Genomic DNA, 23,501 nt, shown 5'->3' with positions numbered 1-23,501 from the left:
GGTATGAATCTTGATATTATCCATGTTGATAAACCTAATATATTCATTAGTTCTATCTTTTCATATTTTCCTTCCTCTGCATACTTTTCTGCTCTATGTTGGAAAAATACGTTACTCATTCTTGCTAATATATCTAGCTGTACTAAAAGTAGTGCTGCTGGTACCCCTATTCCTATTGCAAAATCTATTCCTTGATTTGTTGATATTGCCAATGCTCCTGCTATTATTGTTGCTGTTGCATAATCTGGTATTGTGGCTCCACCATAACTCCCTATTCCTAAAGTCATTAACTGTAGTGTTCCACCTACTAATAATCCTGTTTTTATGTCTCCCATTATAATTCCTACTATTAGTCCTGTTATAACTGGGTTTCTAAACCCTATTTTCATATTAGTCTCATCCCATTGAGCTATTCCGCCTAACAGTGATAAAATTATAATTTGCCATAATTGTATGTGCATATCTCTTCCTCCTTACTAAAATTATTTTTTAATCTTCATCTTCTGACGAACCTAAACATTCTGTAAGTACAATTGATTCTTTTGCAGATTGTTGTAAGTCTTTAACTATATCCTTAAGGTTACTATCTCTTTGTAGACTTGACTCTATTAATATAGGTAAATTAACACCTGTTATTATTTCAACATTCTCATACTTATTTTTTATTTCAAGTACACATGTATTAAAAGGCGTTCCTCCAAAAAGATCTGCTAATACTAATAATCCCTTTCCCTCTTCATAACATATCTCTACTTCCTTCTTTAATCTTTCTCTAAAGTTTTCTACTCCACTTTCATTTAAACCAACAGTATGAATTCCTTCTAAATCATTAGTAAACATTTTTAATGTTTCTTTTAATGATGCTGCCATATTTCCATGAGTTACTATCATTATTTTATACATTATTCTCTCTCCCTCTTCTGTTTTTGATGTCACTAACTTATTATAGCAAATATTATGCCAACTTTTATTTATAAATAATTTATCGTTAAAACCCTTTTAAATACCTACATTACTCCCTACCAAAATAAATGTGTCTAGTTTTTCTTATTTTGTCATATGCAAAACAGATAAAAGGATAAGACACAATTTTTATGTGTCTTATCCTTTTAAAAATTTAATTTCCCTATTCTAGATTCTATTATACTTTGTATAATAAAAATCTCTTTTTCTGTAACAACAAGGTTATATTCATCTGTAATAGCTTTAAATATATCATTAGATATATCTATAAATTTAATATTATTATCTCTATAACATTTTCCTTCCTCTTCACTAAATTCAAGCCCTTGCTTTAACATTATTCTTTCAATCATTACACTTATATGCATATATAAAGTCATCTTTAAATCTACTTTAAATCTTTTATCTAATATTCTTTCATATCCAAGTATTATACTTTCGACTTCATTTATTATTTTCTTAGGATTCAATATAGTCATTCTAGATATAAGATTGTCCATAGAAAACATCTTTATTATATCTTGTTTTATATTATTAATATTTTTATCAATAGTAACATCTTCTAATATGTTAAATAAAGTATCATCATAATTTTCACTTATTAAATCATGTATAAGTATAGTTTTTACACCTTCTATATCAAGCTTAGTAGTACTTATTATAAGTTTAACATCATAGTCTGAGAAAACCTTATCATTTTTCCCTTTAAGATTTAAAGCCGCATACTCATATTCCTTAACTTCTATGTCTGCATTACCTATACATTCTTTAATAAGATTTCTAACTTTTATTGCAGTTCCTATACCTGATATACAAGTTGTTAATATAGCTTTTTTCTTACTCTTTGCCTTTATTAATTTACACATTAATGGATTGTTCTTTTCTATACCAGTAATCATACTTTCAACATCTTGTCCATTAATAATTCGTCCTGCTATATCAAGTGCTATATTTGTTGTTATATTATTTATTATGCCTAAATCTCCACTTATAATAGATTCCAACTCTAAATTTATATCTACTAAAGAGCCCATATCAACCAATATTATAGTTCCTTTAGATGTATTTATTTCACTTATGTAATGTTTTATCTTATTTTTCACCTCTATTGGACTACTATCTATTGGCATATCAAATGCTTGAAATACAAACTCACCATACAATTGATTAGCTACGCTAGCTATGCTACTAGCTGTGGAATATCCGTGAGCTACTATTATGGCATTTATTAAAGAAGACTCATTTCCCATCATTGTAAAAACATAAAGTATAATTATAATTTGAACTCTAATATCTAATTCACAAGCTAAATTATTTTCTAAATTGCTAATTATATTTTCTGATATTATTAGTGGCTTACTTATTTCCTTCTTTAATATATTTTTAATCCTTTTCAATTTATTAAAATGTTCTTCATTATTAACTATGTTCATATTATTCTTATTATAAATTAAAACCTTAGTTAATATTTTACTAGTATTACCATAATATTTTATTCCATATTTGCCTTCTATTAATTTTAAAGTATTATCTACTGTTTCTAAATAAATATTATTAATCAAGTCATTACACGTTTCTTCTTCTTCATAAACTATAAGTTCTAAACTTCTATTTAATTCTATAGTTAAACTTTTTCTTAGTTCACTTATAGATATATTGTGCTTTTGATATTCTATAAATAGATATTCCACAGTTTCTATAAGCTCATTTAATCTATTATATCTATCATTTGCTAAAAGATTTATTTCACTTATCTCTTCATCTTCTCTTCTTAATTTCATATATTCTTCAAAATAATATTGTTTTATATTTTGATTAAAATTTTCTTCATATAAACATAAGTGTATTCTATTTATTTTTATTATTTCTTCATTCTGCTGCTCTTTATAAGCAAGTGCACAACATAACTTTATTATATTTTTTAAACTTCCAACGTTTCCTCCATTCTTTTGAGATAATATATAATTTATTACCTTTCTGTGTATATATATATCCTTATCTATTTTTAAAGCTTCATCTTTAAAAAACTTATAAATCATAGTAATTCTTTCATCTACTGGTCTTCTATCTAGCTTAGGAATATTTATAATCATAGGAATTCTTCTTCTAAAGGTTTGCAAAAGAGCTTCTTTAGGATTTTCTGTGGTTGCAAAAATAAACCTTACATTTGCTCTTCTTTCAGCTTTACTCTCTCCAAGCCTTTTAAATACACCCTTATCCATAAATACAAATAGCTTTTCTTGTCCTTCTGAAGAAAGTCTATGAACTTCATCTAAAAACAAATATCCTCCATCAGCTAATTCTAATGCCCCTAAATGCTCTTTCTCTGCTCCAGTAAAACTTCCCTTAACATAACCAAAAAGATTAGCCGATAACAATTCTGGATTATCTGCATAATCTGCACAATTAAAAATTATAAACGGTGCTCCTGATTTTATCTTACCTTGTTCTTCTGCATATCTATGGATAAGACTTGCAATATAACTCTTTCCAACTCCACTATCACCCGTTAATAATACAGACATATCCTTACTTGGATAAAATACTGCTGCTTTACACTTTTCAACCGCCTCTCTAAGACTCCCATTATACCCCACTAAATTATTAAATACATTATCGTTTTTATTATTAATAATTACATTTTTATTTTCCATAATATAAGTAAATAACACTGGTCTAGTTTTAATTTTCATAGCCTTCTTTTCTTCTACAAGCTCATTTAAATATTGACTAACTAAATTTCTTCTAATGGATAATTTCTCAGATATTTCTTCAGTGGTAACACCTTTAAAGTCATCATTTTGTATATACTTTTCTGTAATATCCCTAAGTAACTCTTCAATTCTTCTCTTGTTATTCTTTAGCATTTACCTCAACCTTCCCCATTATATTCAAACCACATATTAAATTTTATAACCATATTTTTAATATTAATTCTAACATATTTTAAAAATTTAAAATACATTTAATACGTATATAATAATCTCTAATAAAACTTGATCTTATATAATTTTCTTACTCCAATAATAAAATTTAAATTTTAAAAATTATATAAGACCACTTTACTATAAGGACACTTATTCTGTTAACCACCTAAAGTTATATCTTGTTTGTCATACCAATTTACAGCTTCATAAAAATGTTCTTTTTTAAAATCTGGCCAATAATCATCTACAACATAAAAGTCTGCATATATTGACTGAACTGGTAAGAATCCACTTAGTCTTCTTCTTCCCCCCCATCTTATAATTAAATCAACCCTAGATATGTCAGAAGATTTAATTACATTTGATACCTTAACCTTTTCTTCATTGGCTCCATGTAAAGAATTCAAATCCCATTCCCAACCATAATTCACTAAAAAATTAACCTTTGTAGTTCCCTTCCCAAAAATTTGTCTTGTTGTATATGGTAACAAATCTTTAGGAAACATAGCTGATTCTGTATTACCTATTACTAAAAGAGCAGCATCTTCCTTTGCTAAAAGTTTTACCGCGTTTACACATGCTTCTGTAAATGCTAATCTCTGCTCCCTTGGTCTTTTTGTATTATCTGTAGTAAAGCCATAGTAAGTTATTTCATTTACTCCAACCTTTTGACATAACTTAAAAAGTTCTAATCCTGGATCTAAACCACTATCATAGCCCTCGCCCTTCTCCTTACCTTGTCTTACTGCCCATCTTCTATTTCCATCTGGTATTACACCTATATGCTTAGGTATCCTCATAACATTCACCTCTTCAAATCAATATTGATACTATTATTTCCATAAATTAAATTAACATACTATTTTGTTAAAGAAAATTAAGTTTCTTCAACAAAAAAAGTGGGTTATCCCCACTTTTTAATTTAAGCAAATATATAATATTGAAATTATAATTTAAACAAGCTCTATTATTTCATCCTCAAAGTCTCTAGCTCTCCAGTTTTCTTTACAGAATTTGAATAAATATATACCTGATAAAATTACTAATACTAATGATATAGCAATACATATGTTTATTGATGTATCACTTGCAGTAAGGATATCAAAATTCAAAAATGATAATCCTAACACTCCACCAACAACTGTAGCCAAAAAGTTATACACTGAATGTAATATCATATTTAAAAATATATTATTATACTTCTTAAATATTACACAAAATGTCACACCTAAAATAAACGCATGAACTATTGATAATGAAATATGTAACAAACCAAATATAAGTGATGAAATCAAAATTGCAGCAGTAGTATTAAATCTAAATCTAAGTCTAGTAAATATAATTCCTCTAAATACAAGTTCCTCTACTACAGGAGCCATTATGCAGGCTACTAATATTGCCATAATAATACTATCTGATTTAATAGGACTTTCCTGTAATAATTCCTTTAACATCTCTGGTTTTACATAATGTATTATTCCTTGTAATAAAAAAACTGATGCAAAAGCAAAAATAAGGTTAAAAACTGTAAGTAATATGAATTCTTTCTTAGTCCCACTTTCTTTTATAAATTTAAAATTTATTTTATTATCACCTTTATTTTTATAGTAATATATGCCTACAAATATTACTATTGTGAGATTACTAACAAAGCCTATCAAATCAGTCATTATTCCATCTAATGAATCTCCATAGATAATAGTATATATAACTAAAGGAATTGCTAACACTATATTAATTATAACAAAAAATAATAATAACCATCTTATTTTCGTTTTTTCAAAAACTTCCAACATTTGAAAATCCCCCTTTTTTAGATTTATTTTAACACCAAAGTTTGTATTTTAACATTAAATTCTTCTTAAATATTAATTTGTACAAAATAAAATCGCCGCACAAAATACGGCGATAAATTTTAATAATCTAATTTAAACTTTTTAATATATAAAGTTTTTACAAGTTGAGTCAATAAGAAATAACAGAATATTGTTAAAGCTAATATTGGATAATACATTAATGGTAGTTTTGCAAAACCAAATGCTGATGCTAATGGTGAATTTACTAGAATTACACCTGCTGTTACTATTAATAATGAGGTTATTAATAGTGGTTTAGAAGCTCTACTTTGAATAAATGGTATCTTATTAGTTCTTATAACATGTATTATTAAAGTTTGAGTAAATAGAGATTCTAAAAACCAACCTGTTTGAAATAAACTTGGATTTCCAAAACAATTAAAAATATATAGCATTACAATGAATGTAGTTATATCAAATACTGAGCTTGTTGGCCCTATACAAAAAATAAATTTTTTTATCTCATCTACTGCCCATTTTCTTGGTTTTCTTATCCACGCTTCATCTACTGTATCTGTTGGTATTGTTGTTTGTGATAAATCATAAAGTAGATTATTAGTTAAAACTTGTATTGGTAACATAGGTATAAAGGGTACAAATATACTAGCTGCTATTACGCTGAACATATTACCGAAATTTGAACTTGCAGTCATTTTTATATATTTAACTATATTGCCAAATACTCTTCTTCCCTCTAAAACTCCTTCTTCTAATACAAGTAAATTATTTTCTAAAAGAATTATATCAGAAGACTCTTTAGCTATATCTACTGCACTATCTACTGAAATACCTACATCTGCTGCCTTTAAAGCTGGTGCATCATTTATTCCATCTCCCATAAACCCTACAACATGATTTCTTGATTTTAAAGCTCCTATAATTCTTTCCTTATGCATTGGTGATAACTTTGCAAATACAGATACCTTTTCAGCCTCTACCCCAAGTTCCTCATCTGTTAAATTTTCTATATCGCTGCCTAATAATATATGCTCTACAGGGAGATTAACTTCTTTGCATATCTTTCTTGTTACTAATTCATTATCTCCAGTTAATATCTTTACATCTACATTATATTCTCTAAACTTAGCTATAGCTTGTGCTGCTGTTTCCTTTGGCGGATCCAAAAATGCCATAAATCCAAGTAAAGTTAATTCACTTTCATCTTTGATTGAATATTCTTTTTTATACTCTTTAACTATCTTGTAAGCTATTGCCAAAACTCTAAAACCATCTTTACTTAAATTTGTTACAATTTCTTCTATCTCTTTACTCATTCTACCTACGAAAGGTTCGGTACCTTCTTTAGTTTCATATTTATTACAAAGAGCTAGTACCTCTTCAACTGCACCTTTACAGATTACTACATCTTCCATTCTTTTGTTTCTAACTACAACTGACATTCTTTTTCTTATAAAATCAAATGGAATTTCATCTATTTTTTCATATTTATCAGCTATATCAAATTCAACACTATCATTCTTGTGCTCTAATATAGCTGTATCCATTACATTCTTTAAACCTGTTTGATAAAAACTATTTATATACCCATACTTCAAAACTCTATCAGAATTTTTATTATAAATATTTAAATGTTTTTCTAATATTACTTTTCCACAAGTTATTGTACCTGTTTTATCTGTACAAAGTATATCCATAGCTCCAAAATTTTGAATAGCATTTAGTTTTTTTACTATAACCTTCTTCCTTGCCATAGACATTGCGCCCTTTGAAAGGTTAACTGTAACTATCATAGGTAACATTTCGGGTGTTAACCCAACTGCTACTGCCACACCATATAAAAAAGCTTCCATCCAGCTTCCTTTTATAAGGCCATTTATTAAAAATACTATTGGTGCCATTACAAGTAGAAATTTTATCATAAGCCAAGTATAATCATTTATACCCTTATCAAAACTTGTAAGTTCTCTTTCTACTGTTAATCTACTACTTAGTTGTCCAAAATAAGTTTTCTTACCTGTATTTAAAACTACAGCTATAGCTGTACCACTTTCAACATTGGTTCCCATAAAACAAAGATTTTTATCTTCTAAGGGATTATTTGTATTTTCTTCAGTGACTTGCTTTTCTACAGGTAAAGATTCTCCTGTTAATGAAGATTGATTTACAAATAAATCTTTTGAAGTAATCAAAATTAAATCTGCTGGTATCATATCACCTGAAGATAAATGTATTATATCTCCTGGAACTACTTCTCTTAATTCTATTTCTTTTTGCTCTCCATCTCTTATTACAGTAGCTGTTGTAGAAACCATAGCCTTTAATTTTTCAGCAGATTCATCGGCTTTAGATTCTTGTACAAATTTTAAAACAACTCCAAGGGCAACCATACATAACATAACTATTGCTGCTCTTAAATCACCTGTAATATATGAAATTACAGCTAATACTAACAATAAAATTACTAAAGGATTTTTAAAATTAATAAAAAAGTTATATATAACTGAATGGGACTTTTCTTTTCCTAACTCATTGTAACCATATATCTCTAATCTTCTTTCTGCCTCTTCCTCACTCAACCCATTTATTGATGTATCTAATTGTTTGAAAAATGGCTCCATAAGCTTTTTTTCAATAACATCTGTAAATTTTTTAAGTTCCATAACAATACCTCCTTAAATTCAGGTACTGCTATCCTTTAAGCTAAGGCAGGAAAACTGCCCTAGCCAAATGGTTAGCTGTACTATATTCAATTTTTTCCTTACTCAGCTTACTAGGACCTTCTTCCACGCCTTTCACCTCCAAATATATACAAATTAAAATTTTACATTATAATACCTCTGAACACTAAAATAATTTATTTTATCTTAAATTCAGAGTTGATTATTAAATCGGCAAGATTGAAATTGTTGTAAATTAATTAAAAAAAGCCCACTTCAACCAAATGAAGGGACTCATAGACTCATAAAAATATGGATCAACAAATTCTTTCACTCGTTGAGTTTTAGCTCTGTAAGACTTAGGACATTGCCAGCCACATTAAGTAATACCTTACTTCGATAATACCTGCTAACCCATTGGCGTCTCTGGACATTTCTGGGCAGTGGCGTGTGTTCTTTACAGTAACCTCACCTAACAAATAATCTATTGTTATAATATCATTTTATTCTTCTTCCAAGAAAATGATACTCCTAATCATTCTTTTTGTAAATAAGTTTTTTAATTGTCAAATGTTAAATTTTTTTAACCTTTTACTTAAAATATTATTAATATTAAATTTTCCTCATATATAATATACCTTTATAATTTACACAAATATATTTTCATAAATTATAATTTTTATTACTAAGTAGAGTAATAATTTGATATTTAGATATTACACATGCAAATTTGTTTCTTTTTGCTACTTTTTACTTTATAATATTTGATGTGATTGAAAATATAATTAATCTAATGATAAAAGGAGTGTTATTCTTTGAAGTTATCTAAAAGTATATCTAAAAGTTTTTTAATAACTATGATTTTTTCAATAATTCTTTATTTGATTTTATCATTATTTTTATTTAAATCCTTTCTTACTGGTGAAAAAAATAGAGCTAAATCTATTTTAATTAATATAGATAATTTTGTTTTAGAAAATACTTCTGATTTATCTACAAAAAATTCAACCTTATCAAAATATCTTTCTCTATATATGAATACTAGAGATTTAAAAGAATTTAATGCCCAAAGCTTTTTCAGTAATACACAAATTGACTACATGCTTGTAATCGATAAAAATTATAATAAAATTTATCAATATAATAATCCACTTTTAACAAATGATAATGTTTTAAATGATTTTGATAGCGCCTTTGATATAACTAAGAATTTATTAATAAAAAATAATCCTAAGTTAAATGGCTTTGTAGGAACAAACGATAACCTGTATTTTACAAGTGTTGAACCACTACTTTCTAACAACAATTTAAATGGATATATTATATTAATCAATAAATTTGATAAAAATCTTATAAATAAATTCAATAATATTTTGGGGAAAAATATTAGTATTACAAACAATTATTCTTCATCTACTCCTTATACTTACATAAATGGCAGGGAACTTTACATAGATATTATTCCTAATAATCGCACTTTAACTTCTTTAAAAATTAATACTTTAAATAATAATAGTAAATTTTTTATTCAAAATAAAGAACTTAGAGTTGTTTATTCAAGTACTAAAAATAATATGATTCTTTTTTTACTTTTTTTAATATTAACCTGTATGTTAATTATTTTCTTATGCTATTTCATACTTAATAAAAAAATAATTAGTAGAATAAAGAGCATTAATACTTTTATTAATAACGTTAATCTAAAAGACAGTAACTTTACTTATCTTCCTATAGATAATTCAAAAGATGAAATTTCTCTATTATGTGAAGACATAAATAGGATGCTTAGGCTAATCGTTGATTCTCAAAATTATATGGAAAGACTTGCAAGGTTTGACTCGTTAACCGATTTACCTAATAGGCAAAATATATTTTCTAACATTGATATGCTTATAAAAAACAACATTCCTTTTGCTGTATTTTTTATAGATATTGATAATTTTAAAATTTTGAATGATACTTTAGGACATAACAAGGGCGATGATGTATTAAGTGAATTAGCAATAATTTTAAAAACCATTGTTACTGATGATATTTCTATAGGCAGACATGGTGGAGATGAATTTATACTTATATATAAAAACTATGAAAGTATTAAAAATATAGAAATCTTAGCAAATAATATTTTAAATTTACTTTCAAAGAATATCTGTATTGATAAACATTCCTTCAATATTACTTTTAGTATTGGAGCAAGTATTTATCCTAATAATGGTAACGATGTATCAACCTTAATAATGAACTCCGATATAGCAATGTATGCTTCTAAACATAATGGAGGAAATTGTTATACACTTTTTAAAGAAGACATGCTAGATGATTTTTTATTAGAAAAAAACTTACTTGTAGCATTAGATAAAAATGAATTCATATTATACTTTCAACCTATTTTCAACATCAATTCTTCTAAAATAATTGGAGCTGAAGCTCTTATAAGATGGCAAAAAGATGGGGAAATACTTCCTCCTTTTAGATTCTTACCTCTTGCAAAAAGAATAGGTATCATACTTGAAATAGATAATTGGGTATTAAAAACTGCTTGTGAGAAATGTAAAGAATGGATTGATGACGGACTTGATATATGTATATCAGTAAATACTTCTTATGCACAACTTAAACAGCCTAATTTTCATAAACTTATTTCTGATATTCTAGAGGAAACAGGATTACCAGCAAATAATTTAAAGATAGAAATAACTGAAGATGAAACTATAGATAATATGAATTATATAATAAATGTCCTAAATAAAATCAAGGACCTTGGCGTTAAAATAGCTCTCGATGACTTTGGTACTGGATATTCATCCTTTAATTACATAAGTAAACTTCCAATCGACACTATAAAACTTGACCGTTCCTTATTAGTTACAATAGATAAAGATAAAAAATCTTTCCCTATAGTAAAAACAATAGTTAATTTAGCTCACGATTTAAACCTTGATATAACTAGTGAAGGAATAGAGACTAAAGAACATCTTAATGTGATGAAAAATCTTCACTGCGAAAATATACAAGGATATTATATAAGTAAACCACTATCTAAAGATGAGTTCATTGATTTTGTGCATAGCTTCAAAATCCCTAAGCTTTAGACTTAGGGATTTCTTATTTATTTTATATACTTATTTTTTATCTTTGTGGATGAGAATTCAAGAAACATTGCAAAGGCAAGTATGAGCATTGTTATTACTCCAACTTCTTTTAAATCATAATAAAATCCACCAGCCATAAATAGTTCAAAGCCTATTCCTCCTGCTCCCGCTGCTGCTCCCATTGCTACTGCATTAGTAAAGTTTATTTCAAATCTTAAAAAAGTCCATGCCATTAATGAAGTTGCTGTTGATGGTAAAACTGCTTGAAATATTATCTGCCAAAAACTTGCTCCCGATGCTTTTAATGCTTCTATTACACCTTCATCCATTTCTTCAAAAGACTCTGAATAAGCTTTTATAAGGTAACCTACGGTATGAAATGTTAACCCTATTACTGCTGCTACACTACCAAGTCCAGCTGCTACTGCAAATATAAGTACCCACAGTACAGTAGGTATAGCTCTTATGAAAGAAACTACTGCTTTAATTATGTTAGAAGTTGCTCTATTTGATAAATTCCTTGCTGCAAATATTCCTAAAAATAATGCTATTACAGCTCCTATTAATGTGGTTAAAAAACCTAATGAAAGCGTTACTAGTACCTGGTAAAAACCATATTGTAAATTAAAATGTGAAAGTTTAGCTCCTAAAAACATTTGCTTTATATTATTTAAAGTCTCCCCCATGGCAACAACAACAGATATATTTTTATAATCAAAAGTTTTAAATCCATAGATTGTAAGGAGTGCTAATATTATTAATGTTAGTTTTGTTACTATTTGTGCTTTACTTTGGACAGCGGTTTTTATCTTTCCATTTCTATGCCTTATATACGTTGACTTAGTTTGTAAATTAGAAATATCCATTAAAGTATTACCCTCCTTATATAATTAGATAATGTCTCTATAATTAAAACAGATATTATCATAGCTATTACTACTAATCCAGCTATGTTATACTGCATTGTTTTATAGTAAATATTAAATAAAAATCCTATACCAGTTCCGGTTAAAAGACCTATTAAAGCTGAACTTCTTATATTTGTCTCTATCATAAATAATATCCAACTTAATATTTGAGGAAATGTAGAAGGTATAACCCCTTGAGCCACTACTTGGAAATAACTAGCCCCAGTAGTTTGAAGTGCTTCTACAACTTCATAACTTGATTCATCTATTGCTTCAATAAATGCCCTTGTGAGGGTTCCAAAAGTCACAAAAAATAAGGCAAAATAACCTGTTAGTATATTTTGACCAAAAGAAAATAAAAGTATCATTGACCATACTACATCAGGAACATTTCTAAAAATTGAGGCTATAAATCTTACTACAACCGTTAATATATTATTTATTTTTGTGGTTTCAGATCCAAATAGCGAAAATATTAATGAAAAAATACTGGCAGTAGTTGTAGCTGTTATTGATAGAAATATGGTTTCTATCATTTTTGATATTATATCTGGGAGCTTTGCTAAAGAATCTTTATTAGGTATAAACCCTGTGAACATCCATATTAAAGCCTTAGGTACTGATACAATCGCCTTAGCAGGATCATAATCTGTTAAGTTCATAGCTAGTACAGTTAAAAAAGCCAAAAAAGTTAGGCTTATCAAAAATATTATATTTCTCTTTCTTATAGTATTTATTTCTACGGCCTTTACCTTAATCATTTATAAGTTCACCAGCCTCTATACCATAAATTTCATGAATTATTTCCTTAGTTAAGTTCCTTGCATCACCATCATAAATTATTCTTCCATCATTTATCCCTACAATCCTATCTGAATATTTCATAGCCACATCTACCTGATGTAAATTTAGTATACATGTTATTCCTGTTTCTTTATTTATATTTTTCAAATGATCCATTATTATCTTAGATGAATTCGGATCTAATGAAGCTATAGGCTCATCGCATAATACAAGCTTAGGGTCTTGTATTAAAGCTCTTGCTATTCCTACTCTTTGTTTTTGTCCTCCACTTAACTCATCGCATCTTTTATAAGCTTGATCTTTTATTCCAAGCTTACTAAGTATCTCAAATGCTTTCTTTTTTTCATCCTCACTATTAATACCCATAATACCTTTTATAGCTGATTTATATCCAAGTCTACCATGAAGCACATTTTCAACTACACTTAACCTATTAACTAAATTATAATGTTGAAATATCATACCTATTTTTCTTCTAAGATTTTTAAGTTCACTCTTCTTAAATGATGTTACCTTTTCATCATCAAATTTCACTTCTCCTTCTGTTGGATCTATAAGTCTATTTATACATCTTAAAAGAGTAGATTTTCCTGCTCCTGAAGGACCTATAATAGATAAAAACTCACCTTCATTAACCTCTAAATTAATATTAGATAAAGCCTTTACTCCACCTTTATATTCTTTAGATACATTTTTAAACTCTAATAATGCCATCACCAAAATCCCCTCATCTTAAATTTAACCCCAGGTGCTCCTTGCCACTTAAGCCCTGGGGTATTTTAAATCTGCTTCTTAAAAAACTATTTCAAATTTACTTAGATAAATCTCTTATTGGATTGAACCATGAGTCCTCAACCTTTAAAAATTTCTCTTTACCTTCTTTTTGTATTAAACCTTTGAATTTCGAACTTTTTGGTACAAATATCTTTTCATTATTTGTTACTTCATCTGACAAGAATGCATCTTGTATATCCTTTTGCTCTTTATCTGTTAATACCGAAGTGTTCATCGCAAACGGTGCATTTAATACTGGAGATGAAGATATTATTACATATTCTTTACCATGCAAATTTGTAAATGGATCTGCTGCATCATTCTTTATTCTATAAGTCGTTCCAGCTGTATTTGGTTTACCATCAGCCACTTCAACATAATTTGCTAAAGTAGTATCACAAAAGGCTGCTACATCTGCTCTATTAGTTAAAAGATTAGCTGCTGAACCCTGATGTGAGCCTCCAAATAATACTTCTGAAAAGAATTTATCTTTACCACCCTGTAACAAATCATCTTTCTTTAAGTCTTTCCATTTATCTGTTTTATTAAAATAAGTCACTATATTTTGAGTTGGTACTTTAAATCCTGAAGTTGAACTATTAGATACAAAAGATATTTTCTTTCCTTCTATTTTGTCTAACTTAAATTTATCACCATCTTTATATTGTTCTTCTTCTCCTTTATTTACAGCAATCCAACTATAATAAATAGCATCGTCTAATGTTCCAGACTTTCCACTTTGTACTGCAAGTGGCATTATCTTAGCATTTTTATTATGAGCTTCTACATAACCTTGTGCCCCCATAAATGATATTGCTGCATTATTGTTAGCTATAGTTTCTATTGCTATAGAGTAATCAGTTGTAGTTTTATGTTCAACTTTCTTACCAGTTGCCTTTTCTATTATTTTCCCAAATTCATCTCTACAATCCTTTAAATCTTCGCCGGATTCATTTGGATACCAAACAACTGTTATTTTATCACTACCCTTTTTATCATCAGTTTTACTTCCTGTAGTACTTGAACATCCTGCTAAAATTGTTGTTGCCAAAACTGCACTTGCCATTAAAGCTAAAACTCTCTTCATATTAAATTAACCTCTCACTTTCACTCATTATTTATTTTCAATAGCCTCTTGACTATAAATAAATAATAACCCATAAATGTAAATTCCTTGTTTAAAGCCTATTAAGTTGTGTTATACATTTGTTATAAACTCGTAAAAATACAGATTACTCTTCAACTAAGTGCATATGCAAATGGTGGATGGGATTAATTTTTTAGTTACTTAAAAATCTAATTTTTAGGATAATAAATATTATACTTTTAAGTAAACCATATTAAAATAAACAGCTTTTACCCCAATATATGGTATAATAATTCTAGTTCATACTCGTAATAAAATGCGTATTAACAATACAAATTTAATGGAGAAATAAATAATGCTGAAAATTGTTAGTTTGGAAGAAAGAAGAGATTTAGTAAATGAAGTTACAGACTGGCTATGGAAAGAGTGGGGAGCTAAAAATAACTATATATTTTTTAAGAATCTTGTAGAGTACAGTTTAAATGTAGAAGATATACCTCAAATGTTTGTATGCTTATTAGACGATAAACCTATTGGCACTGTTGGGTTATGGAGAAATGATTTAAAAAGTAGACAAGATTTATATCCTTGGTTAGGAGGTTTATTTGTATGCGAGCAATATAGAAACAAAGGTATTGGAACTAGATTGCAAAAATTTGCTATTGAACAATCAACTAAATTAGGCTATAAAAGTTTATATTTGTTTACTGAGCTTAGTGGATATTATGAAAAAAATGGTTGGGATTATGTTGGAAATGGAATGAACTATGCAGGAGAGATAGTTAGAATTTATAAACTATTATTGAAATAAAAATCAAGCTTTAATAATTAGGAATATTTTAAAAGCACAAATTTAAGAGGTATATAACTTTAAAAGGAGGTTATTTTATGCCTAAAGAGATAGATGCAAAAGCTTTACTTTCTCGTAATAAAAGTCCCAGCAGTTGGTTTGGTACTAATCATCTTTTTAATATTTATAGAGGTTGTGAGCATCACTGTATATATTGTGATTCAAGAAGTTTATGCTATAAAATAGATAATTTCGATGAACTTATTGTAAAAAGAAATTCTGTAGACATACTTAGAAAAGAACTTAAGAGTAAGAGAAAAAAAGGTGTTATAGGTACTGGTGCAATGAGTGATCCATATACCAAGTCTGAAAAAGAATACTTATTAACTAGAGGCTGTTTAGAAGTTATAGCCGAATATAACTATCCAATTCATATAACCACTAAAAGTAATTTGATTTTAAGAGATATAGATTTATTAGAAGAAATAAACAAAATATATACATCTGTAGCAATGACTATAACTACTACTGATGATAACCTAGCTAGTATAGTAGAACCATTTGCTCCATCTTCTAGTGATAGATTCAAAGCTCTTGGAATACTCTCTACTTTAGGTATATGTACAAGTATAACAATGATGCCAATCCTACCTTTTATTGAAGATAAAGAAGAAAATATTTTAGATATAGTTAATAAAGCAGATTACTATGGTGTAAAATATATTGTTCCTTGGATTGGAATGTCTTTGCGTGATAGACAAAGAGATCACTACTATAAGCAATTAGATAAAAATTTTCCTGGAATTAGAGAGAAATATGAAAAAAAATTTGGAGATAGGTATAGATGCTCTGGAGTAAATGCACGTAAATTAAATTATGCTCTATTAAATGCTTGTGAAAGATATGGAATTTCTTTAAAAATGCCGTCTTATTATAGTAAAAAATCATCTATACATTTAAATTTAATAAATAAAAATTAATGAATAAAGTCATAATGCTCTTATATGCATTTATTTACTCACAAAAAATGGGCTATATAAATTTTCTTATTACAACTAGAAATTCCAAGTTGCTGAAAATTTATATAACCCTATTTAAATTTAGAAATAATCCCCGCTAAACTTTCTATTAGGCTAAAATAACCCTATCATCAAAATCACCATTTAAAGTTACTGAATTAAATTGTTCAATTAACTTTTCTTTTGTTAATGATTTCTTACTTATTCCTTGTTTATCTAAAACTATTTTACCTTGGTGCATCATTACTATCCTATTTCCATAATCTAACGCATGGTTTAAATTATGAGTTATCATAAGAGTAGTTATATCTTTCTCTTTAACTATTTTATCAGTTATTTGCATTATCGTTTCTGACGTTTTAGGATCTAATGCTGCTGTATGCTCATCTAAAAGTAATAATTTAGGAGTTTTTAAAGTTGCCATTAATAATGATAATGCTTGCCTTTGACCCCCTGAAAGCAATCCTACCTTTGTATTTAATTTATTTTCTAAGCCCAAATTTAATATTGCTAATTGCTCTTTAAAAAATTCTATTTTTCTTTTATCTATACCAAAAGAAAAACCAAATCTTCTTCCTTTATTATCTGCTAATGATAAATTTTCTAGTATTGTCATAGAAGGCGATGTTCCCTTGGTCGGATCTTGAAAGACTCTGGCTATGAACTTAGCTTTCTTATGCTCTGAAATATTGGAAATATCGTTATCTTGTAATATCACATTACCTTCATCTAGATTAAAACTTCCTGCAATTAAATTTAGAAGAGTTGATTTTCCTGCCCCATTACTTCCTACTATAGTAAGAAATTCTCCATCATTAATAGCTACATTAAGCTTATCTATTACTTTTATTTCATTTATTGTTCCCTCATTAAATACTTTAGAAACATTATTTATATTAAGCATCTATAACACCTCTTTTCACTTTTTTACCTTTAATAGTATCCACAAATTTAACATTATTTAAGACTATTGCAAGTATAACTATTATTGATGTTATAAGCTTAACATCTGTTGGTGTTACTCCAAGTTTAAGAACTATTCCTATACTAAGCTTATATAAAAATGCTCCTATTATAACTATTGTAGTGGCTTTAATTACCCCTTCTTTTCTAAATATAGATTGACCTAAGATAATAGCTGCAAGTGCCATTATTATAAGTCCTGTCCCCATTGATATATCCGAAAAACCTTGATATTGAGCCATTATTCCACCTGATAGCCCAACCAAGGCATTTGAAAACATTAGTGCTAATATTTTAATATTTCCTTTATTAACTCCTAATGTTGTAACTAAGGTTTCATTATCTCCTGTTGCCTTCAATATAAATCCAAACTTTGTTTTAAATAATAAATCCATAATAAACTTTATAACTAAAGTTATTATTAATATAACTACTAGTTTACTCCATATTGAACCTGCCATGAACTTATTTAAATCTGAAAATATACTTTGTTTGTTAAACATAGAGATATTTGCTTTACCCATTACTCTTAAGTTTATTGAATACAACCCTATCATAACTAAGATTCCAGATAAAAGATTGGTTATTTTTAACTTAACATGCAAAAGACCTGTTGCAAGTCCTGCTAAGCTTCCAACTATCATTGACAATAGAATTGCTATAAATGGATTTACATTATTTAAAACTAATACTATCGATATAGCTGCTCCTAGTGAAAATGTTCCATCAACAGAAAGATCAGGAAAATCTAATATACTATAGGTTATATATACCCCCAAAGCAGCTATTGATATTATTAATCCCTGTTCTAATATTCCTAGTAAAAAAGGCATTTAATTCCCCTCCTTTACTATTTTTGCTTTATCAAGTATCTCCTTAGGTATTTGGATTTTTAATGCATCTAAAGTATTTTTATTTATAACTAATTCTGTATCATTTAAAGTACTAACAGACATTTCTTTTATATTTTTACCTTCTAAAACCTCTACAGCTTTAAGACCTGCTTCAAAACCTAATTTTTTATAATTTATACCTTCAGTTATTAATGCACCTGCCTTTACATGCGCCTCTTCTCCACCAATTACTGGTATTTTCTTCTCAATTGCTTTTTTAGATATTAGAGGCATAGATGATGCTACTAAATTATCTGTTAAAGTATATAACGCATCTACCTTAGATAACATCACATCTAAAGCTGTGCTTACGTCATTTACTGTATTAACACCTGTTACAACTAATTCTAAATTATTATCCTTAGCTATTTCTTTAATTTTTCCTATTTGAACTTCCGAATTTACTTCACTAGTATTATATATTATCCCCACTTTTTTAACATCTTTAAATATTTGCTTTAGTAATTTGAATTGTTTATCTAATGGTGCTGCATCACTGGTTCCAGCTACATTAGTATTTCCTTTGTCATAGTTTTCTACGATTCCTGCTTTTTTGGCATCTGTAATTGCAGTAACTATTATAGGAATTTCCTTACTTACATTAAAAGCTGATTGTGCTGCTGGAGTTCCAATAGCGAAAATCATATCTTTTTTTTCTGTTACAAAATTTTGTGAAATCATTTGAGCCGTACTTATATCACCTTGAGCATTTTTAAAATCTAAAGTAAGGTTTTTCCCCTCTTCATAGCCATTAGATTTTAAAGCATCCTTAAACCCTTCTCTTGCTTCATCTAATGCTGGATGCTCTGCTATCTGGTTTATTCCAATAGATACTGTTTTTTTCGTACTTTGTCCTTCATTAGATTTGTTTGAACAGCCAGCTATTATTGCTGTGCCTAAAAGAATTGAAATTAATACTGAAATTTTTTTCTTTGCTACCATACTACCATCCTCCAAATTTTAAATGATAATCCAAATCTTAGACTTGGTTATTCGAACTTATTCCTACTAATGTAATGAGTAGGAGTTTCATTTGAATTATAATCCAAATATTTGATTTGGTTATTTGAACATACTCCTACAAAATATATAATAGGAGTTTACTTCAAAGCTTATTTAATATTAAAAAGAGCCACTCTCTAAAATTTGGCAGAGAGTGACCCTAAGTAAACTTTATTAATATACTTCTTATATCCTACCAAATTACTATGCTACTAATTTAAACTCTATACTTCTCTATAAAAAAATTCTACATTGACTAATAAATATAATTTATTTAAGTTCTAAAGATACTTATCTACCATACTTCTAAAATTCTATTCTACCATGCCCTTAAAACTTAATGTTATATATAATATTATTATGTAATAAAAAATGTTCCTTCCTAAAATTTATTAATATAAATAGTAAACACTACTTTTTACAATTATTATATATCAAATTATTTTCTAAATTATACTAGTTTTTAAAAACAATGTCAACTTAAATAATAATTTTTATTTATACATCTTCTATTGCGTGTATTGATCTATGACCTATTCCTATTACAACTTCATTTAAGTGCAATAAGCCTATACTTAAAAATATAGCAACACTTAAATGTTCTCCAAATCTTGCTATTCCTATTTTACCACCTACATTAAGACCATTAGCCTTTGCAGAAATTTGCATAATTGCTTCCCTTGTAGCTCCAACTATAGCTCCATCATGAACATGACAATCCTTTATAATACCTGTTCTTTTTGATGCAACCAAGGCTCTTTCTATTATCTTAGGTATAGAAGTATTTAAATTTCCACCTATATCTACAGCTACAGCAAATATATTATCTTTTTTAAATTCTGATATTAAAACTTGTTCGTCTTCCCTAGTTGATGTCGCCATTTGAATTGCTACTTTTGCAACTTGAACACTCTTATTTTCTATCATAATCTACTCCTAACACTATTTTAAAATTTATATTTTGAAATGATCAACCTTTTCCTCAAGGTCATTTACACTTTCTTTAGTTGAATTTAACCACTTCTGAAATATCATTAGTCTTATCTGCTATACACATAACTTTTTTGAAATATTATTGGGGTTCCTTCTGCACCTTCATTTACTGATATAGCTACATTTTCTATTATATTTATAATATTGTCAATATAAGCCACTAATGATTGATTTCTGTTGTCATTTAAACATGGTAGCATTGATAAATACTCATTATACACCTTTTATTCTATCATTTGACTTATATAATTCACAATAAAAGACCCACCCATTTTATAATGATTGTATTTAAAACTAAAGAAAACACTAAAATCTAAAACCTTATTTTTAAATTTCTCCTTTCATCCCACCCTTTTTTAAGTATATAATAAGAATTTTCCACAAAATAATCCTTCTTATTACATAATATACTATATATATACGTTTGTCCAAAAAAAATTCAGTTCTTTATAATACAAAATTTTAATCTCTTTTAATTATTAATTGAAATTAATAATCTATCTAATTTAGGTTGCTGATAAATCAAAATATCCTATTAAATTAATTATAAAACTATTTATAATTAATTTATAATAAAATTATATAATTACCTTAGTAAATATAAATAATTTTTTATATTCACAAGAATGCTGTATCAAAATAACTTGCATTATTAACTAGTAGACAAGTTTAATTTAAAATTACAAACTATATTATTAAATCACAAAAAATAAAAGACTATTGGTAACCTTAAAGATTAAAAGCTACCAATAGCCTGTTTTAATTTATGTTTTAAATTGCCATTCTATAAAAAAATAGTTTTAATACAGTCCTCTTTTATAAACTCTTCAAATCAACATATATATATGGATTTTCTCCAAGTACCAGGTCTTTTTCCTTCTCTTATTAGCATATTTATTTTACCTATCAATTCTGGTAATTCATTCATTGTATCTATTACAAAATCTGCTCCTAATCCTAAAAACTTATCTCTTACTATCTTCATGACTTTTCTTTTCTCGCTTTCCGATAAAGATTCAAATTCCTCTTTATTTAGTCCAAGTTTTGAACTTCCAACAACCACACCTATAGACCAAACTCCTGCATTTATACCTTCCTTTATATCTGCTTCAGTATCACCAACCTTAATAACTTTCCAAACCGATGAAATTTTAAGTTTCTCTATATTTCTAAAAATCATATAAGGAAATGGTCTTCCATAAAAATTAGTTGCATCTGGAGTTACAATAAAATCTGGTTCATATCCTTTTTTCTTTGCACCTTCTAATACTAATTTCATCATATTATCTGTATATCCTGTAGTTGAACCAATCTTAATTCCATGATCCCTTAGAAATTCTACAGTTTCTACAACATACGGTAACGGTTCTGTGTAATCTGAAAGTGAGGACATAAGCAATTGTTCAAACTTCGAATATAAACGCTCTACATCCTCATTATTAGGAATTCTTCCATATATGTTTTCCCAAAACTTCCTTATTCTAGGCATCTCAAGTATATCCATAATATGATCCCTTTTTAGTTTACCCATAGGCTCTCTAGCCTCTTCCAATGTTATATTTATACCTTCTTGTTTAAAAACTTCACAAAACGCATTTACTGGAGCAAAGCATCCAAAATCAACTGTAGTCCCAGCCCAGTCAAAAACCACTGCTTCTATATTATCCATTACTTCCTCCCCATAACATAAGACTTTATTACATCACATAGAATATGAATGTCTTCTTCATAAATTTCACCAATATTCCCAATCCTAAAAGTATCTACATCTGTTAACTTGCCTGGATATAAAACAAACCCTCTATCCTTTACATAATTATAAAATTCATTAAAATTAAAATTATCATATGGAAAAACAAAAGTTGTTATTATAGGCGATTGAAATTCCTCTTTTATATACGAAAAAATTCCTATATCTTTAAGCTTTTCTCTTAACAATCTATTATTCTCACTATATCTAATATATCTACTTCTTACCCCTCCTTCCTCAAATAATTCATCTAGTGCCTTAGAAAAAGCAGCTACCACATGTGTTGGTGAAGTGTATCTCCACTTGCCGTCTTTTTCCATAGTAATCCATTGCTCATATAAATCTAAACATAAGCTTCTTGAATTTTCTTTACATCTAGAAAGTTTAGTTTTGTCAGCTATAACAAAACTAAAACCTGGTACTCCTTGAATGCATTTATTAGCGCTACTTACTAAATAATCTATTCCTAATCCTTTAACATCTATCTCTATACCACCAAAGCTACTCATTGCATCAACAATTAATGTTTTTCCATATTCCTTCGCTACTTTTGCTATCTCTTCAATAGGATTTAGTATTCCTGTTGTCGTTTCACAATGTACCATAACTATATGTGTAATAAATTCATACTCATCGTCTTTTAAAATTCTTCGTATCTCATTAAAATTTGGAATAGTATCATATTCACAACTATAAAGTTCATAATTTATTTTTCCTCTCTTAGCCATCTCTACTATTCTTTCCCCATAAGCTCCATTGCTAATTATTAAACATTTATCTTTATTAGAAATAACCGTACTTAAAACAGCTTCTACTCCAAAGCTTCCACTTCCTTGAATTAAAACTGCAGTATAATTTTCCTCTGATACTGTAGCTACTTGTAGTAGTTGTTTTCTAATCTTTTGTGTTATTTTTTTATAATCATCATCCCATGTACATCTGTCAAAAAGCATTTCATTTTTAACTGTATTAGTTGTTGTTAGTGGCCCTGGTGTTAAAAGCTTATAATCTCCCAAATTCTTATTTTGCTTTATTATTGTTTCAAATTCAATCACAATGTTA

The 23,501-nt window shown here is 27.8% G+C and carries 20 protein-coding genes and 1 riboswitch; of the genes, 3 read left to right on the top strand and 17 right to left on the bottom strand.

Going from position 1 to position 23,501, the window contains the following annotated elements; genetic code table 11:
- The 6 genes from BUB01_RS18920 to mgtA form a co-directional block, all read right to left on the bottom strand.
- Positions 1–461: PTS sugar transporter subunit IIC (locus BUB01_RS18920; RefSeq protein WP_143152537.1), on the bottom strand; the 461-nt coding region annotated here is incomplete at its 3' end.
- A 28-nt stretch (positions 462–489) separates the two neighbouring features.
- Positions 490–903: a PTS sugar transporter subunit IIA gene (locus BUB01_RS18915; protein ID WP_072991920.1), complete on the bottom strand. Its 414-nt coding sequence runs from the start codon at positions 901–903 to the stop codon at positions 490–492.
- 206 nt (positions 904–1,109) lie between these two features.
- A complete protein-coding gene (locus tag BUB01_RS18910; protein ID WP_072991917.1) occupies positions 1,110–3,830 on the bottom strand; it encodes a sigma 54-interacting transcriptional regulator in 2,721 nt (906 codons plus the stop codon).
- 218 nt (positions 3,831–4,048) lie between these two features.
- On the bottom strand, positions 4,049–4,690 hold the full coding sequence (locus BUB01_RS18905) for an undecaprenyl diphosphate synthase family protein (RefSeq protein WP_072991913.1): 642 nt from the start codon (positions 4,688–4,690) through the stop codon (positions 4,049–4,051).
- Positions 4,691–4,843: 153 nt separating this feature from the next.
- Positions 4,844–5,686, bottom strand: coding sequence for a CPBP family intramembrane glutamic endopeptidase (locus tag BUB01_RS18900; protein WP_072991910.1), 843 nt, complete (start codon positions 5,684–5,686; stop codon positions 4,844–4,846).
- Positions 5,687–5,805: 119 nt separating this feature from the next.
- Positions 5,806–8,367, bottom strand: a complete 2,562-nt coding sequence (mgtA, locus tag BUB01_RS18895; RefSeq protein ID WP_242958448.1) for a magnesium-translocating P-type ATPase — start codon at positions 8,365–8,367, stop codon at positions 5,806–5,808.
- A gap of 319 nt (positions 8,368–8,686) precedes the next feature.
- A riboswitch (M-box (ykoK) riboswitch) is annotated at positions 8,687–8,851 on the bottom strand.
- Positions 8,852–9,179: 328 nt separating this feature from the next.
- Here mgtA and BUB01_RS18890 point away from each other — a divergent pair.
- On the top strand, positions 9,180–11,456 hold the full coding sequence (locus tag BUB01_RS18890) for a bifunctional diguanylate cyclase/phosphodiesterase (RefSeq protein WP_072991907.1): 2,277 nt from the start codon (positions 9,180–9,182) through the stop codon (positions 11,454–11,456).
- Between the two features lie 17 nt (positions 11,457–11,473).
- Here the strand turns inward: BUB01_RS18890 and BUB01_RS18885 are convergent, their stop codons facing one another.
- From BUB01_RS18885 to BUB01_RS18870, 4 genes are all read right to left on the bottom strand, one after another.
- Positions 11,474–12,322, bottom strand: a complete 849-nt coding sequence (locus tag BUB01_RS18885; RefSeq protein WP_072991903.1) for a PhnE/PtxC family ABC transporter permease — start codon at positions 12,320–12,322, stop codon at positions 11,474–11,476.
- On the bottom strand, positions 12,322–13,125 hold the full coding sequence (locus BUB01_RS18880) for an ABC transporter permease subunit (RefSeq protein ID WP_084109025.1): 804 nt from the start codon (positions 13,123–13,125) through the stop codon (positions 12,322–12,324). The genes BUB01_RS18885 and BUB01_RS18880 overlap by 1 nt, the downstream gene beginning before the upstream one ends.
- Complete coding sequence (phnC, locus tag BUB01_RS18875; RefSeq protein WP_072991900.1) at positions 13,118–13,882, bottom strand: phosphonate ABC transporter ATP-binding protein; 765 nt, start codon at positions 13,880–13,882, stop codon at positions 13,118–13,120. Before phnC ends, BUB01_RS18880 begins: the two co-directional genes overlap by 8 nt.
- Positions 13,883–13,979: 97 nt before the next feature.
- On the bottom strand, positions 13,980–15,029 hold the full coding sequence (locus BUB01_RS18870; protein ID WP_072991896.1) for a PhnD/SsuA/transferrin family substrate-binding protein: 1,050 nt from the start codon (positions 15,027–15,029) through the stop codon (positions 13,980–13,982).
- Positions 15,030–15,384: 355 nt separating this feature from the next.
- On the opposite strand from BUB01_RS18870, the gene BUB01_RS18865 reads away from it, so the two are divergent.
- Both BUB01_RS18865 and BUB01_RS18860 read left to right on the top strand, forming a co-directional pair.
- Positions 15,385–15,840 carry a GNAT family N-acetyltransferase gene (locus BUB01_RS18865; protein ID WP_072991893.1) on the top strand — a complete coding sequence of 152 codons (456 nt, stop codon included), beginning with the start codon at positions 15,385–15,387 and terminating at the stop codon, positions 15,838–15,840.
- Positions 15,841–15,917: 77 nt separating this feature from the next.
- Positions 15,918–16,799, top strand: a complete 882-nt coding sequence (locus tag BUB01_RS18860; protein ID WP_072991889.1) for an SPL family radical SAM protein — start codon at positions 15,918–15,920, stop codon at positions 16,797–16,799.
- Between the two features lie 148 nt (positions 16,800–16,947).
- On the opposite strand, the gene BUB01_RS18855 is transcribed toward BUB01_RS18860, so the two are convergent.
- The 7 genes from BUB01_RS18855 to phnW all read right to left on the bottom strand — a co-directional run bounded on the left by BUB01_RS18855 (position 16,948) and on the right by phnW (position 23,455).
- Positions 16,948–17,742, bottom strand: a complete 795-nt coding sequence (locus BUB01_RS18855) for an ABC transporter ATP-binding protein (protein ID WP_072991885.1) — start codon at positions 17,740–17,742, stop codon at positions 16,948–16,950.
- Positions 17,735–18,634, bottom strand: coding sequence for an ABC transporter permease (locus BUB01_RS18850; protein WP_072991881.1), 900 nt, complete (start codon positions 18,632–18,634; stop codon positions 17,735–17,737). The genes BUB01_RS18855 and BUB01_RS18850 overlap by 8 nt, the downstream gene beginning before the upstream one ends.
- On the bottom strand, positions 18,635–19,636 hold the full coding sequence (locus BUB01_RS18845) for an ABC transporter substrate-binding protein (RefSeq protein WP_072991878.1): 1,002 nt from the start codon (positions 19,634–19,636) through the stop codon (positions 18,635–18,637). It abuts the gene before it with no gap.
- Between the two features lie 558 nt (positions 19,637–20,194).
- Complete coding sequence (locus BUB01_RS18840; RefSeq protein ID WP_072991933.1) at positions 20,195–20,620, bottom strand: HutP family protein; 426 nt, start codon at positions 20,618–20,620, stop codon at positions 20,195–20,197.
- 116 nt (positions 20,621–20,736) lie between these two features.
- The gene (locus tag BUB01_RS23325; RefSeq protein ID WP_159433278.1) at positions 20,737–20,889 is read right to left on the bottom strand and encodes a hypothetical protein; all 153 of its coding nucleotides are present in this window, start codon (positions 20,887–20,889) and stop codon (positions 20,737–20,739) included.
- A gap of 632 nt (positions 20,890–21,521) precedes the next feature.
- Entirely contained in the window at positions 21,522–22,358 is an 837-nt protein-coding gene (gene phnX, locus BUB01_RS18835; RefSeq protein WP_072991875.1) for a phosphonoacetaldehyde hydrolase, read from the bottom strand.
- A complete protein-coding gene (phnW, locus tag BUB01_RS18830) occupies positions 22,358–23,455 on the bottom strand; it encodes a 2-aminoethylphosphonate--pyruvate transaminase (protein WP_072991929.1) in 1,098 nt (365 codons plus the stop codon). The genes phnX and phnW overlap by 1 nt, the downstream gene beginning before the upstream one ends.
- Positions 23,456–23,501: the final 46 nt, after the last annotated feature.

The sequence above is a fragment of the Clostridium cavendishii DSM 21758 genome, assembly GCF_900141845.1.
Classification (GTDB): domain Bacteria; phylum Bacillota; class Clostridia; order Clostridiales; family Clostridiaceae; genus Clostridium_AG; species Clostridium_AG cavendishii.
Note: the sequence above shows the minus strand (reverse complement) of the source record. Positions and strands in the feature narration are given on the sequence as shown.